We start from the raw sequence: 14,706 nt of genomic DNA, 5'->3' as shown, positions 1-14,706 counted from the left end.
TGTTCAGCCGTGTGACACAACACCGCCCACGGACGGCGGGGTGAGCCCGGTGGCCGCGGCCGACCGGACGGGCCCGGTGCTCGCGTGGGTCCTGGAACGCTCGCACGAGGCCTCGGCCCGGCAGGTGCCGGCCCTGATCGACGAGGCGGCACGGAGGCTGGGCCTGACCGGGACCCGCCTGTACCTGGCCGACCTCCGGCAGCTGCGGCTCGTGTCCCTGCCCCAGCTGGCCGCCGGCCGGCCGGAGACGGCGCAGGCCGAGGGGGAGGCCGACGAGCGGGCGGAATCACTGGACATCGACGCCTCCCTGGCCGGTCTGGCCTACCGCGGCCAGCAGGTCCAGCTGTCGCGCGACCGCACCATCGCGTGGGTGCCGATGGTCGACGGCGTCGAGCGCGTCGGCGTCCTGCGGGCCACGGGACCGGCGCTGGACGACGTCACACTGGAGGCGTGCCGGACCCTGGCGGCGCTGGCGACCCTGATCGTCCTCTCCAAGTCCACCCACAACGACCTGCTGGTCGTCCGGGGCCGCACCCGGCCCATGACCCTGCAGGCGGAACTGCTGTGGGCCTTCCTGCCGCCGCGCACCATCGGCACGAGCCAGGCGACCTCGACCGCCGTCATGGAACCCGCGTACGAGATCGGCGGCGACGCCTTCGACCACAACTTCACCGACGGCGGACTCCACCTGACCCTGCTGGACGCCATGGGGCACGACCTCGCGGCCGGCGGAGCCAGCGCCGCCGGCCTGGCCGCGTGCCGCTCCACCCGCCGCGCGGGCGGCACCCTGGCGGACATCGCCACCACCATCGAGCGGACCCTCCAGCAGTGGATCCCGGACCGGCTGATGACCGGGATCCTCGCCCACCTGGACACCCACCGCGGAGAGTTCGCCTGGATCAACTGCGGCCATCCCCCGCCCCTGCTGATCCGCGACGGGCACGTCGTACCGGCGGCCCTGGAACGCCCGGCGCAGCTGCCCTTCGGCCTGGGCTACCACACGCAGACCCCTCCCCCGCTGCACCGGGCCCGGCTCCAGCCCCGTGACCGGGTGCTCCTCTACAGCGACGGCGTCACCGAGGCGCGCTCCGCCACGGGCGAACTGTTCGGCGAGGACCGGCTGACCGACACCGTGATCCGCTCGATGGCCTCGGGCACCACGGCCCCCGAGGCCCTCCGGCGTCTGGTCCTGGACCTCCTCACCCACCAGGACCAGCGGCTGCACGACGACGCGACGATCCTGCTGGCCGAATGGCACCCCGCGTCCTGAACGGACGCGGGGGCCGGGACCGTTCAGAACCCGTCGAAGGCGCCCGCGTCCTGGAAGCGGCCCGCGTGCCGGCGCCGGTACTCGATCAGGCAGTGGGCCACCGCGGCGCCCTCGCCGACCGCGGCACCGACCCGCTTGACCGAGCCCGACCGCACGTCGCCGACGGCGAAGACGCCGGGCAGGCTGGTCTCCATGGGGAGGGCGTCGCGGCCGACTCCGCCGGTGCCGGTGAGGACGTAGCCGCGGTCGTCGAGCTCGAGGGAACCGTCGAGCCAGTCCGTCGAGGGACGGCCGCCGATCAGGACGTACAGGCACTGCGCGGGGACGGTGCGCTCGCCCCCGGTGCGCTCGCGCAGCCGCAGGCCGGTGAGCGTGGTCTCGCCGAGGCATTCGGCCACCTCGGTGCCGAGCAGGACGCGCAGGCCGGGCGTCTTCTCGATGCGCTGGACCAGGTAGTTCGACATGGAGGCGCCGAGGTCGGTGCCGCGGACCAGGAGGGTGACCGAGCGGGCGTAGCGGGCGAAGTACAGGGCGGCCTGGCCCGCCGAGTTCCCCGCGCCCACCATGTAGACGTCCTCGCCGGCGGTGGAGGGCGCATCGGAGAGGGAAGCGCCGTAGTAGACACCGGAGTTGAGCAGCCGCTCGGTGCCCGGGCTGGCGAGGCGGTTCCATTCGACGCCCGTGGCCACCACGACGGTGGCCGCGGACACCGAGGCCGTCTCGGTGGTGCCAGCCTTGACGAACTCCACGGTGTGGTCGCCCGACTGGGTGGGGATGAGCCGGGTCGCCACCCGGGTGGGCTGCCATTCGACACGGACCCGGCGGGCCTGCTGGAGGGCGCGCTGGGCGAGGTCGCCGCCGGTGAGCCCGACGGGGAAGCCCAGGTAGTTCTCGATCCGCGAGGTCGATCCGGCCTGGCCGCCGGGGGCGTCGTCCTCGATGACGACCACGCTCATGCCCTCCGCGGCGGCGTACACGGCCGTGGACAGGCCGCCGGGTCCGCCGCCGATGACGGCGACGTCGTAGCGTTCCTGTCCGGCCGGCCTGATCAGGCCGAGCCGGTCGGCCAGTTCGCTGATCGAGGGGTCGACGAGCTCGGTGCCGTCGCCGAGCCGGACGGTCACCGGCGCGTCCTTCCGGTCCTCCTGCGGCACCCAGCGGAAGAGGACGTCGCTGCGGCCCAGGAAGTCGCGGACCGCGTAGGCGGCCGGCGAGAAGCGGTAGCCGCGCACCTCGGCGGTGGGCAGGCCGCCCCGGCGTTCGGCGTTCCAGGTGCACAGGGCGTCGTCGAGGGCGGCACGCAGCCGCTCGGCCAGGCCCGTTCCGCTGCCGTCGGGTGCCGCGGCCGGTGCCCGGTCGACGACGGTGACGGACGGGCCTGCGGGCGCGGTGCCGGCCTCGGCGAGCAGCAGCCAGCGGGTGTGCGGGTGCTGTTCGGGGTGGTTGCCGGGGTCCTCCGCGGTGACCACCGCCGACACGGGCACCTCGCGCCCGGCCAGCTGGTGCAGGACGCGTTCCGCCTCGGGCAGTCCGCCGACCTGCAGGACGCGGAAGGACGTGCGGTACCAGCGCTGTACCAGCTCGGCTGTCTCGTGGCGGCGGAGCGGATCGGGATCCGCGAGGAGGATCACCGGCAGCGCGGTCTCGGACATGGGGGGTCTCCTGGGTGTCGGTCGGTGAAGGGTCCACCGGGTCAACGAGCCGAAGATCATTGCGTGGCGCGCGGGCCGGCAGGGGAACGGGCGAACGAAGAGTCGATTGAGGAATCCGCGGAATTCCCGTGATCAAACGCCGTTGGGCGGCGTTGACCGTGAAGGCCCTTGTCGGGAGGGTCACTTGGATGTCCCACACGGAAGAAGGGGAGGCCCGTTCGTGTCCGAGAGCCTGGCCGATGTCATCGCGCTCGCCGGGAGCGAGCTGCGATTCCTGCGGAAGATGGCCGGAGACGTCGGCGAGAACGTCTGGGAGCGGCTGCTGGAATGGCTCATGGACGACTGGTTCCGGCTGGACGTGCTGGGGCTGGAGAACATTCCCGCCGACGGCCCCGCGGTACTCGTCGCCAACCATTCCGGGGCCTGGGGGCTGGACGCCTTCGTCCTGCAGAAGGCCCTGGTCCGGTCGCTGCGGCGGCCGCTGCACGTGCTCGCCGCGCCGTTCGTCTTCCGGCTCCCGGTGCTGGGCCGGTACGCCGCGAAGAAGGGGGCGGTGCCCGTGGACCAGCGGGCGGCGATGCAGCGGCTGGGCGAGGGCGAACTGGTCGCGGTGTTCCCCGAGGGCCTTTCCGGGCTGGAGAAGCCGTTCCAGGAGCGCTACCGGCTCCAGCCGTTCAATCCCGGCTTCGCCGTGGCGGCCCTGCACACCGGGGCCCCGGTCGTGCCGGTCACGGTCATCGGGGCGGAGGAGTCCTCGCCGAAGATCGGGGAGGTGCCCGCGCTGGCGAGGTTCCTGGACCTCCCGTACTTCCCGCTGACCTCCCCGTTCCCCCTGCCGGCGAAGTGGCTGATCACCATCGGTGAGCCGATCGCCCCGCCCGAGCGGCCCCGGGCGTTCGGGGAGCGCGCGGCGGTGGCCCGCGCGCTCTCCTCGCAGGTCCAGCGCACCCTCCAGGACATGGTGGAGCGGGAACGGGAACGGCGGGACGCCCTGGTGCGGTAGCGGCCGGGGCGCCCCGGTCTCCTCAGTCGGCGAGGAAGCGGGCGGCCGCGCGGACGTCGGAGGCGGCGCGCGTGCACCGCTCCGCGTGGTCCAGCAGCCGCATCCGGAAGGCCTCGCCGGTTTCGTCGCCGCTCCAGCCGGGTTCGGCGGCGCAGTCGGCGAGGCCGCGGGCCAGGGCGTCGAGCCGGTCCGCGTCCGCGCGGGCCAGGACCGCGTACGAGCCGGGCCCGGCGGCGGGCGCCGCCGGGAGGGTGCCGGCGGGGGGAACGGCCATCAGCAGGGTGTGCGGAGCGAGGGTGAGGGGGATGCGGTCCGCGGTGAGCGCCGGGGACAGCAGGCTCGGCCGGGCGGTCGCGGTGAAGAACCGGACGATCTCCTCGGCCACGAGGGCGGCGAAGGCGGTGGCGGTGCAGCCGGTCGCGGATCCGCACAGGGGCGAGGGCCCTTCGGACCCGAGCGCCCGGCCCCGGACGCCGCCCGTGCCCCCGGACTCCGCTGCGTCCGGGCAGTCCCCGGCCTCCCCGGCGTGCACGCCGTCCCGGCCGGCGGGGGCGGTGTCCGCGGCGTCGCGCAGCCAGGCCGGGGCGGCCAGGATCTCGGTCCCCGGTTCGACGGCGGTGCCGTCCCATACGAAGCGGGACCGGACGGGGTGTACGGCGGCCTCGACCGGCGGGAAGACGTCCAGGGCGAGGGCCACGGCCCCGGCGGGGCCGCCCGCGGCGTCCGGTACGCCCGCGGCGGCGAGGGCCAGGGCCTGGAGGGCGGTGCCGACGGCCGCCTCCGAGACCACGGCCAGCGTGTGGGCCAGCACCGCCTCGGTCCGGCCCGCGTCCGAAGTCACCGCGCCCGCCGTACGGGCGCCCGGTACGACCGCGTGCGCGGAGGCGAGCCCGGCCGCCACCGTGCCGGGCTCCGGGTCGGCCAGGTAGGGGGCGATCCTGCGGCGCAGGGCGGCCGCCCTGCCGTCGTGGGCGCGGCTGCCCGCGGCCGCGGCGGTCCTCAGCAGCACCTCGCTGAGCAGGGTGTCCTCCGCCGCGGCCGCGCCCGCCACCACCCGGCGGGCCGCGCGCAGCAGCCCGGGCCGCCAGACCTCCCAGGGCAGGGTGTGGTCGTCGCGGCGGGCTCCGGCCACCCGCCGCAGTTCCTCGGCCAGCGGTCCGGCGAACGCCGCCGCGGGCGGGGCGGCGTCCGGCGGGAGCGGGACGTGGGGGTGCAGGCCGTGCCGGCGCCCGGCCGCGTCGAGCCGTACGGCGGGGGCCAGGGCGTCCGCGGCGGCGCCCGCGGCGAGCAGCCCGGCGGTGCCGGCCGGGCCCAGCGGGACGAGGAAGGGGCCGAACGGGGTGCGCAGCCGGACGGGGCGTCCGGAGCGGCTGCGGCGCAGGTGGGCGAGGACCCCGCGGGCCGCGCCCTCGCGGGTGAGGGAGTCCAGGCCCAGGGCGCGGGCGGGGGCGTCGGCCCAGGGCAGGCGGTGGGCGAGCATGGCCGCGCTGAACACGGCGTTCTCCAGCGGCCAGGCGGTGGCGGGGGTCGTCATCGGGGGGCGTTCTCCCTCGGGTCACGTGTCGGCACGGACGGGGGCACGGGGTCGGGTCCGGTTCCGGGCCCGGGGTGGGGCGGGGGCGCGGGGTGGCTCATCGGTCGCGGAGCATGTAGGGCTGGTTGGCGGTGATCTCGCCGTCGTAGCCGGCGATCAGGGCGTTGACCCGGTCGCGGTAGGGGGCCAGTTCGCCGCGCAGGCTGTCCGAATAGGCCTGCGGGGCGTGCGAGAGGGGGTAGTCGTACGACTCGTCGAGCCAGGCCAGCTCCACCCAGCTCTCCGGGATGTCGTTCGGGGAGGCCGGGCCGCGGCCGTCCAGCATCGGGATCACGTCGTGCTTGTTGACCAGGCTGACGACGCGGGTGGTGTGGTCGGCGGGCCGCTTGTTGTCGATCGGGGAGCCGAGCGTGACCACGTGGGTGACCCTGTACTCGGAGGCCACGTCGGGGTCGGCGGCCAGGTTCATCGCGGTCAGGCCGCCGAGGCTGTGCCCGACCAGCATCAGCTCGGACCCCGCCGGCACGCCGGCCCGCCGCAGCAGCTTCTTCACGGCCCGGGTGTAGGTGGTGTCGGTGCGCAGGCAGCCGTCGAAGGCGCCGATCAGGTCCTGCGGGGTGCTGTTGCTGAGCAGGGCGAAACTGGTCCCGGGGAGCAGCAGCACGTACCGTTCGGCGCCGTCCGCGCAGGCGACGCGGCGCAGGAGGACCAGGCCGTGGTTGCCGAGGGCGCCGATGTCGTTGATGTAGCTGACGATGTCGTTGCGGGAGGTGCCGAGGACCTTGGCGAGGATCGGGTCCGGCTCGGCGCGTTCGGCGCGCCCGGGGCCGGGGTTGAGGTACTTGAGCAGGGAGCTGGGCAGACCGAGGAACGGGTCGGTGGTGGGGACCCCTCCCGCGAGGGTGACCCAGGAGAACTCGTCGTTGACGGGGTTCTCGTCCAGCAGTCCGGTCAGCGCCAGCAGTTCCATGATCACGGGGCTGACGGTGGTCAGGGCCCGGGTGACGCCGAGCCGTTCCACCAGGGCGTGCAGGGCGCGAACGGCCTCCAGCCGGTCTCCGGCGACGAGGGCGCCGGTGAGGCGGCGGGCGTGGGCGGAGTCCAGGTTGGGGTGGGTGACGGTGGCGGCTTCGATGCGCAGGGCGAAGGCGTCCACGGCCATGGCGACGGACGCGGGCCGACGGCGGGTCACGTTGCCCACGATCCGGGCGAGTTCACCGACGACCCCGCCGTTGGCCCCGAAGCCGAGGCCGGCCGGTCCGGTCAGGGCGCGTACGCAGGACAGGGCCGTGCCGAGGGCCCAGGTGGGGCGGCGCAGGGCCTGGAGGGCGAAGCGGCCGCCGGTCAGGGCTCCGGTGAGGTCGGCTCCGGCCCGTCGTGCGGCGAGGGCGGCGTCGGCGAGCAGGACGGAGGCGGCGATGAGGAGTTCGGTGTCGGTGCGCCCGGCGGCCTCGGCCGCAGGGGGCTCGGGCCGTACCGGCCCGGCGAGCGGGTCGCCGGGGGTTCCGCCGGCGCCCGGGGTGTTCTTCCGCTGCCCGTCGGAGAGCTGCCGGGTTAGGTTCCCGGTCGCCTGAGGCGTCACGTTCCAACCTCTCGTCGCATGACCCGTGGTTCGCGACGCATGGTGGCACCGAACGGGGGCGCTCCGGACGCACCGGGGCGCCCGCTCCGGCGTGCGTGCCGTGCCCCCGGGCCGCGGCACGCCCGTCGGCACTGGAATCCGGGCCTGCGCCGGGCCCGCTCGGCTCCGCGCGGGTTCGGGGGATGACGCGGCGGCCCGTGGTTGACGCGGCCCGCCGCGTCACACGGTCAGCAGGGTTTGCGCCAGGTGTCCAGTTCCGGGTTCTTCAGCATCGAGGAGAGCTTGAGCTTGCGGGCCTCGGGACAGAAGTTCGAGGGCGTCCCCTTGTATTCGACGTGGAAGACCGCCTTGCCCGCCGTGATGAAGGGGCTGAGCGCGGCGCACTCGCCGAACTGGGCGCACTCCTCGTTGACCGCGAAGTCGAAGACGCTTTCGAGCTGGGGGATCTGGGGCAGGTCGTTCTTGAGGCCGACCGCGAGCCCGCGCGCGTGCGCGATCTCGGCGATCATGCGGTTGTAGGCGAGCTGGTGCTCCGCGGTCAGCGGGAAGCCGCTGTCGTTGCCGTACGCCTCCACGAGGTCGGGTTCCACCGCGTCGAAGCCCTTGTCCCGGCACATGTCGAAGCGCCGTTCCATGAGCGGGCGGAGCAGGTCGGTGCGGCGGATGTCCAGCCAGCGCTCGCCCTTCCAGCCGTTGGGCTTGCCGACCAGGCTGGTGGGGAACGCGTCCTTGTCCGGCCGGAAGTCCTCCCAGGCGCCGACGTTGACGTAGCAGATGACCTTGCGGCCGTCGTGGTGCAGCCGGTCCACGTCGGCCTTCGAGTTCTCGAACCCGTCGATGTCGTACACGGGCACGTCGACGGAGGGGTCGGAGCGTCCGTCGAGCTGCCACTGCCAGGCCAGACCGGGCCGGGGCTGCCAGCGGGGTCCTGGCGAGGCGGGACCCGGACCCTGGCCGGCGGTGGGGCCGGAGGGGGCGGGCGCGGCGTCGTCGTCCTCGTCGCCCGTGGTGGAGCAGCCCGTCAGGACCAGTGCCGTCAGCACCAGTGCCGTCAGGGCGGCCGGCAGGAGGTTCCGGGCCGGCAGGCCGGGGCGGGCCGGCGGGGTGGGGCTCATGGTTCCATCCCGGTGAGTGCGGGGGTCGGCTGTTTCCATGGGTTGGGGAGTTCGCCCGTCACGGGTCCGCAGACCGCCGCCCCGCGTTCGTGCGCGGTGCGCACGGCGAGCGGGACCAGGGCCTCGGGCACCCCGTAGACGAGGTGGCAGAACCGCTCGGGGGCGTGCCGCGCCGTCCAGGCGGGCCGGGTGAAGGAGGAGACGTACGTGGACCAGTGCCCCTCGAAGGTGACGGTCAGGTCCGCGAGGCGGACGTAGCCGGCCACGGGGTGGACGCCCGGGTTCAGCACGACGGGCTGCGCGCCCAGCCGGCGCAGCGAGCGGATCATCCTGCGGGCGCCGGGCAGTTCCTCCCGGGTGGGGGCCATGCGGTCGAGGAAGCAGCCGTCGACCGCGTACCACTCCTGGTAGCGGCACATCTCGTGGACGACCTCGACCTGGCCGCGTGCCCCGTACAGGGTGTCCACGTAGCCGAGGAGGCGGGCGCCGGCCGTCCGCAGCGCGGCGGCCGCGGCGGCGAACGCCGGGTCGGGGCGCTCGCCCGGCCCGTCGGCCGGGTTGAGCACCACCCCGTAGGTCGCTGCGGCGCCCGTGATCAGCCGGTGCCAGGCCCCGGGGTCCTCGGCGGGGTGGACGTACAGCGGAACGAGCAGGCTCATGGCGTCGGGGTTCCGGCCGGGGCGGTCGCCGCCCAGAGCGCGGCGAGCGAGTCGCCGAGGTCGTGGACGGGGCGCCAGCCGAGGGCCTCGGCGGCGGCGGTGACGTCCGAGCACTGCCAGGACACCTGGGCGGAGCGGGCCGAGCCGGGCGCCTCCTCCTCGATCCGCCCCCGGAAGCCCGCCCGGCCGGCCAGGCCCCGTACCAGTTCGCGGACGGGGACGGCCCGGCCGGCGCCGATGTTGAGGACGGGCGGGAGCGGGCCGGGGGCCGTGACGGCGAGCGCCACCGCGTGGGCCACGTCCCGTACGTCCACGAAGTCGCGGTGGGCGGACAGGTCGCCCAGCCGCAGCACCGCCTGCGGGTCGGGGCCGGCCTCCCGCAGCAGTGCGGCGATCCGCCCGGGCAGCCCGCTGCGCGGGGCGCCGGGCCCCACGGGGTTCCCGACCCGCAGGACCACGCCGTCCAGTCCGGAGGTGGTGACGGCGAGGGTGCCGGCCAGTTTCGTGGCCCCGTACGGGCCGACCGGGTGGGTGGCGGCCGACTCGGTGACCCGGGTGCCGGGGGTGCCGGGCCCGTACTCGGCCGCGGAACCCAGGTGCACCAGGCGTGCCGTGGGCGCCGCCTCGCGCAGCGCGGCGCACAGGGCGGCGGGGCCGCGGGCGTTGGCCTCGGCAAGGGTCAGGGCGTCTGCGCCGGTCGCGCCCGCGCAGTTGACCACCGCGTCGGGCGCGGCGGCGGCCAGGACGGCCGCCAGCCGCTGCGGCCGGTCGGCCGCGAGGTCGATGCCGAAGTCGGCGCCGGGCGAGCGTCCGCCGTCGAACACCCGCGCGCCCGCAAGGGCGCGCAGGCGGTCGGCGACATGGGCGCCCAGGTAGCCGGTCCGGCCCAGGACGAGAATGCGCATGGGGTGCTCAGGCTCCCTTGAGCAGCAAGGACTTGCGGCTGGTGAACTCGGCGTTGGCCCGGTCGTAGTCGTCGGGCCGCCCGATGTCGAGCCAGTAGCCGTCGAACGCGTAGGAGTGCGGCGGGTTCTGGGTGCCCAGCAGGTCGAGGACGAGTTCGTCGAAGCCCAGCGGCAGGCCCGGCGTGTAGTGGTCGAGGGTGGAGCGGCTCAGACCGTACACCCCCATGGAGACGTGGTAGTCCATGCTGGGCTTCTCGGTGAAGCCGACGACCCGGCTGGCGTCGGTGGTGAGCACTCCGAAGTCGATGTGCACCTTGCGCGGGTAGGTGGCGATGGTCAGGGGGGCGCCGGACGCCTCGTGGTGGCGCAGCACGTCGGCGTAGTCGAGGTCGGTGAGCACGTCGCCGTTCATGACGAGGAAGTGTTCGGGGAGGCGGTCGCGCAGGTTGAGCAGGGGGCCCATGGTGCCGAGCGGGCTCTCCTCGGTGGCGTAGTCGACGCTCATGCCCCACTGGGAGCCGTCGCCGACGTAGGCCCGGATGATCTCGCCGAGGTGTCCGATGGCGATGGTGCACCGGGTGAACCCGGCGCCCGACAGCTGGCGCAGCACGATCTCCAGGATGGCGTGCTGGTCGCCGATGGGCACGAGCGGCTTGGGCAGGGCCGTGGTGTAGGGCCGCAGCCGAACGCCCTTGCCGCCCGCCAGGATCACTGCGTACATGGGTCTCCTCCTAGGGTTGGGTGGGGGGAGGTGAGTGACGTGGGGTTGTGGAGAACGCCGGCGGTACGCCCGACGGTCAGATGTTGTAGATGCCGGTCTTGTAGCGGGCCAGGTTGCCGGGATCGCGGAAGAACTCGACGGTGTGCGCGAGGCCTTCCTCCAGGGTGTGGCGCGGCCGCCAGCCGGTGGCGGCGGTGAGCCGGCTCGCGTCGGCGACCAGCCGCATCACCTCGGAGGCGGGCGGGCGCAGCCGCTCGGTGTCCTCGCGGACCTCGATGGGGACGTCCATGACCTTGCCGATCAGGGTGACCAGGTCGGCGACCGAGATCTCCCCGCCGGTCCCGGAGTTGAAGGTGCGGCCGACGACCTGCTCCGCGGGTGCGGTGCCGGCCGCGAGGAAGGCCTGTGCGGTGTCCTTGACGAAGCTGAAGTCCCGGGTGGGGCGCAGGTCTCCGAGGGTGATGACGCGTTCCCCGGCGGCGACCTGGCCGATGACGGTGGGGATCACCGCGCGCATCGACTGGCGGGGTCCGTAGGTGTTGAACGGGCGCAGCGTGACCACCGGGGTCTCGAAGCTGGCGTGGTAGCTGTCGGCCAGCCGGTCGCCGCCGGCCTTGGAAGCGGCGTACGGGGACTGGGTGTTGATGGGGTGGTCCTCGGTGATCGGCACGGTCTGCGCGGTGCCGTACGTCTCGCTGGTGGAGGTGTGCACGAGGCGGGGGGTGCCCAGGGCCCGTACGGCTTCGAGGACGTTGAGGGTGCCGGTCACGTTGGTGTCGACGTAGCTGTGCGGGGCCCGGTAGGAGTACGGGATCGCGATGAGGGCGGCCAGGTGGTAGGCGGCTTCGGCGCCTTCGAGGAGACCGCGGACGGATCCGGGGTCGCGTACGTCGCCGAGGACGATCTCCACCTGGTCGAGGACGTCCGGGGCCAGGGTCTCCAGCCACCCGTACGAGGAGAAGGAGTTGTACTGGGCCATGGCGCGGACCCGGTGGCCGGCGGCGACGAGGGCCTCGGTGAGGTGGGAGCCGATGAAGCCCTCGGCTCCGGTGACGGCGGCGAGCGGTGCGGTGGTCAACTGGTGGACCTTTCAGGTGGGTCGGCTGGCGTACGGGGATGAGCGGGCGTGCGGTGGTCAGGCGTGGCGGGCCGGGCGGCCGAGGATCCGCAGGGTGCAGACGGCCAGGGCCGCCGCGGCGAGGCCGCAGGCCAGGGTCAGGGCGGGCGGTCCCTGGGCCCGCCCCAGGAAGGTGGCGGCTCCCGCTCCGGCGGCTGCGGCCGTGCAGAGGGCGGCCGGGGGCCAGGCGACCCCGAAGGCCTGGAGCAGCAGGGCGGTCCACAGCGTGGCGGCGAGCAGCAGCAGGGCGGCCGGGGCGGCGCCGGTCAGCAGCGCCACGGGCAGCAGGAGCAGCAGGTAGCCCGCCAGGCACAGGCCCAGGACCCCGGTGGACCTCAGCAGGAACCCCGCGGGGGTGGAGGCCGAGCCGAGGGCGGTGACGGACAGCCCCCGGAAGCGGTAGAGCAGCCATTCGGCCGGGCCCATGCTGACGGTCAGCGCGATCACCGCGTACGGCTGGGACCGCCCTTCCAGCAGGACCAGTACGGCCGCCGCGAGGCCGAACAGCCCGTACGGCAGGGAGCGGAGCAGCGGGGGCCGGGCTCCGCCGCCGGGGGCGGCCGGGGCGGCGAACGCGCCGCGCAGCACCCGGGCGACCGCGGCCAGCGTCGCGAGGAGCGCGAGCGCCGGGAGCGCCGTGCGGACCAGGGGGCCGGGCTCCCACCAGGGCAGGACGGCGGCTCCCGCGACCAGCGGGGTGAGGGCCGCCAGCAGCAGCCGCTCACGGCCGAGGACGAGCAGGATCCCGGCGGCGGCCAGGTAGAGGGACTGCGCGGCCACCGCCCAGGTGACGGCGGAACCTCCGGCCGCCGCGGCCCCCGCCGCCGTGGCGGCGGCCGCGCCGAGGGGTGCCCCGGCCAGCAGGGTCCGGGCCGCCTCGCGCCGCCCGGCCACCATGCGCAGGTAGGCGCGGTGTCCGAGGGCCTGCCCCCACGCCCACGAGACGATCCCGGCGACGACCGGTCCGGCGGCGTGCCGGCCGGGGTGCCACAGCGGGGCCGTGAGCAGGTAGGCCAGCCCGGGAAGGGCGAAGAGCACCCCGCGCAGCAGGCACCGTACGGTGTCCGGGCGCCAGGGGTCCGGTGCCCGGGCGGGCTCCGGGAAGACGCGGGGCACCCGTTCGTAGAGGGCGGCGGCGAGGGCGAAGATGTCGGGGTGTCCGTACCGTTCCCGGATCACCTCGGCGGAGAGTCCCTCCGCCTCCAGCAGGGCGGCCACCTCGTACGGGTGGACGGCGGGCCCGACGCGGTCGGCCAGTTCGGCGGCGAGCCGGCTGACTTCCTCCTCGTTCGGGCCGGGGAGTCTGAGGGTGAGCGTGGTCTCGGTCCACGCCCGGCGGGGCGGGCGGGCGGCGGTGTCCGCCAGCCGCAGGGCCAGGGTGTCCTGGTGCGCCCCGCCGGGTTCGAGTGACATGGGGCCGCTCATCCGGCGAGGCTCCCCGTGCCGGTGGCCGCGGGGGCCTCGCTCTCGCGCGGCCGGCGCCCGTCGGGCGTGAGGGCCCGGACGGGCGCGGGCGGACGGGCCCGCTCCTGTCTGCGGGCCCGCCCGGCGGCGACGGCCACGGGGGTGAGGCCGGCGGGGGCGGGGACGGGGGCGGCCTGCGCCGGGACCGGGGTCCGGCGCGCTCCGGTGCGCGGGGTGCGGGCGAGGCCGGGCAGTTCCAGGTAGATGGACCGGAAGGTGTCGATGGTCTGGCGGAGGGTGAACTGCTCGATGACCCGCAGCCGGGCCGCCTCCCCCATCGCGGCGCGGCGGGGGGCGTCTCCGAGGAGTTCCAGGGCCGCTTCGGCCATGGCCCGCGGATCGCGGGGCGGCACGACGAGGCCGGCTTCGCCGACCGCCTCCCGTACCCCGCCCACGTCGGTGGAGACGGTGGCCCGCCCGCAGGACATGGCCTCGATCAGGGTGAAGGGGAAGCCCTCGCTGATGCTGGAGAGCATCACGACGTTCCCGGCCGCGTAGGCGTCCTTGATGTCGTCGACCCGGCCCTCGAAGGTGACCGCGTCGGCGTGGCCGAGGTCGCGGGCCAGGGCCTCGCAGCGTTCGCGGTAGGCCTCTCCGCCGCGCGGGGTGCCGCCGAACAGGCGCAGCCGGGCTTCGGGGACCCGTTCGCTGACCAGGGCGAAGGCCCGGATCAGGGTCTCCAGGTCCTTGATGGGGTCGACCCGGCCGGCCCAGCTGAGGGTGGGTGCGTCCGGCTCCGGCCCGGCGGGCGGGAAGGCGGCGGGGTCGACGCCGTTGTAGACGGTGCGGATGGCTTGCGGGTCGGCGCCGCCCTCTTCCTCCCACAGCCGGTTGTAGCGGTTGCCGGGGGTGACCAGGGCGGCCCGCCGGTAGCTCTCCTCGGCCAGCAGCCGGAAGAAGCCGAGGACGACGGCCTTGACGGGCCAGCGGTAGGGGGCCGTGCGGTAGCCGAGGTAGCGTTCGCGCAGGTAGACGCCGTGTTCGGTGAGTAGCAGCGGGACGCCGTGCCGTTCCAGTGCGGCCAGTCCGGGGAGTACGGCGACGCCGCCGCTGACGGCATGGGCGACGCCGTGTTGCGGGGGTGGGGCGGCGAGCGGGCGCAGGGCGTGCTCCAGCAGGGAGGTCGCGGTCAGGGCGTCGTGCAGGGTCGGCCGGGCCTCGCGCACGGTGAGCCCGGGGCGGTTCCAGACCGCCGCGAGCACCGCGATGGCGTGGTCTCCGCGCAGGTAGGGGCTCAGGGCGCCGTCGGAGGCCGCCCGGGCCATCGTGGAGAGGGCGGGGGCGAACCCGGCCTCGGCGCGGGGGTCGAGGAGTGCGGTGAGGAACTGTTCGTAGGCGCCGGAGAGCCTGCGGTGGCCGCGGCCGCGCGGGGCGCGGCCCTCGGGGGGAGCGCCCCACATGGGCACCGACCGGACTCCGAGGACATGGCCGGGCAGGTCCCAGGCCAGGGGTTCCCGGCCGGTTCCGGTGACGGCGATCACCTCGAAGTCGATGTCGGGCATGCCCTGGACGAGCTGGTCGCACCAGACGCTGACCCCGCCGTGACTGTGCGGATAGGTGCCTTCGGTGAGCAGGGTGACGTGCGGCGCGCCGGGGCGCCGCACGCCGGCTTGAGCGTGCATGGGTGTGCTCCACGGCCGGTGTGTGGGGGTGGTCGGGCCGGTCCGGGCCGCGCTGGGCGGCC

General features: G+C 75.1%; 12 protein-coding genes. 2 read left to right on the top strand and 10 right to left on the bottom strand.

The features are described from left to right. Positions 1 to 40 precede the first annotated feature (40 nt). Entirely contained in the window at positions 41 to 1,270 is a 1,230-nt protein-coding gene (locus tag B4U46_RS30905) for a PP2C family protein-serine/threonine phosphatase (protein WP_079430909.1), read from the top strand. Positions 1,271 to 1,293: 23 nt separating this feature from the next. Here the strand turns inward: B4U46_RS30905 and B4U46_RS30900 are convergent, their stop codons facing one another. Beyond that, the gene (locus tag B4U46_RS30900; RefSeq protein ID WP_079430908.1) at positions 1,294 to 2,922 is read right to left on the bottom strand and encodes an NAD(P)/FAD-dependent oxidoreductase; all 1,629 of its coding nucleotides are present in this window, start codon (positions 2,920 to 2,922) and stop codon (positions 1,294 to 1,296) included. Between the two features lie 220 nt (positions 2,923 to 3,142). Here B4U46_RS30900 and B4U46_RS30895 point away from each other — a divergent pair, with 220 nt between their 5' ends. Continuing rightward, complete coding sequence (locus B4U46_RS30895) at positions 3,143 to 3,925, top strand: lysophospholipid acyltransferase family protein (RefSeq protein WP_079430907.1); 783 nt, start codon at positions 3,143 to 3,145, stop codon at positions 3,923 to 3,925. 22 nt (positions 3,926 to 3,947) lie between these two features. Here B4U46_RS30895 and B4U46_RS30890 read toward each other — a convergent pair whose 3' ends face one another. From B4U46_RS30890 to pelF, 9 genes are all read right to left on the bottom strand, one after another. Beyond that, positions 3,948 to 5,459, bottom strand: coding sequence for a hypothetical protein (locus tag B4U46_RS30890; RefSeq protein WP_079430906.1), 1,512 nt, complete (start codon positions 5,457 to 5,459; stop codon positions 3,948 to 3,950). 97 nt (positions 5,460 to 5,556) lie between these two features. Then, positions 5,557 to 7,041 carry a lipase family protein gene (locus tag B4U46_RS30885; protein WP_079430905.1) on the bottom strand — a complete coding sequence of 495 codons (1,485 nt, stop codon included), beginning with the start codon at positions 7,039 to 7,041 and terminating at the stop codon, positions 5,557 to 5,559. 227 nt (positions 7,042 to 7,268) lie between these two features. Next, on the bottom strand, positions 7,269 to 8,156 hold the full coding sequence (locus B4U46_RS30880) for an endo alpha-1,4 polygalactosaminidase (protein ID WP_185117144.1): 888 nt from the start codon (positions 8,154 to 8,156) through the stop codon (positions 7,269 to 7,271). After that, positions 8,153 to 8,815: a spherulation-specific family 4 protein gene (locus B4U46_RS30875; RefSeq protein ID WP_079430903.1), complete on the bottom strand. Its 663-nt coding sequence runs from the start codon at positions 8,813 to 8,815 to the stop codon at positions 8,153 to 8,155. The genes B4U46_RS30880 and B4U46_RS30875 overlap by 4 nt, the downstream gene beginning before the upstream one ends. Further along, on the bottom strand, positions 8,812 to 9,720 hold the full coding sequence (locus B4U46_RS30870) for an NAD-dependent epimerase/dehydratase family protein (protein ID WP_079430902.1): 909 nt from the start codon (positions 9,718 to 9,720) through the stop codon (positions 8,812 to 8,814). Before B4U46_RS30870 ends, B4U46_RS30875 begins: the two co-directional genes overlap by 4 nt. 7 nt (positions 9,721 to 9,727) lie before the next feature. Continuing rightward, positions 9,728 to 10,441, bottom strand: a complete 714-nt coding sequence (locus B4U46_RS30865) for a nucleotidyltransferase family protein (protein ID WP_079430901.1) — start codon at positions 10,439 to 10,441, stop codon at positions 9,728 to 9,730. 76 nt (positions 10,442 to 10,517) lie between these two features. Beyond that, positions 10,518 to 11,519, bottom strand: coding sequence for a GDP-mannose 4,6-dehydratase (locus B4U46_RS30860; RefSeq protein WP_079430900.1), 1,002 nt, complete (start codon positions 11,517 to 11,519; stop codon positions 10,518 to 10,520). Positions 11,520 to 11,576: 57 nt separating this feature from the next. Further along, positions 11,577 to 12,983: a hypothetical protein gene (locus B4U46_RS30855; protein WP_079430899.1), complete on the bottom strand. Its 1,407-nt coding sequence runs from the start codon at positions 12,981 to 12,983 to the stop codon at positions 11,577 to 11,579. After that, positions 12,980 to 14,644 (bottom strand): GT4 family glycosyltransferase PelF, encoded by a 1,665-nt coding sequence (pelF, locus tag B4U46_RS30850; RefSeq protein WP_079430898.1) that lies wholly within the window; start codon positions 14,642 to 14,644, stop codon positions 12,980 to 12,982. The genes B4U46_RS30855 and pelF overlap by 4 nt, the downstream gene beginning before the upstream one ends. Between the last annotated feature and the right edge of the window lie 62 nt (positions 14,645 to 14,706).

Origin of the sequence: Streptomyces katrae, from assembly GCF_002028425.1 — a bacterium.
Classification (GTDB): Bacteria; Actinomycetota; Actinomycetes; order Streptomycetales; family Streptomycetaceae; genus Streptomyces; species Streptomyces katrae_A.
This window is presented reverse-complemented; position numbering and strand designations above follow the sequence as displayed.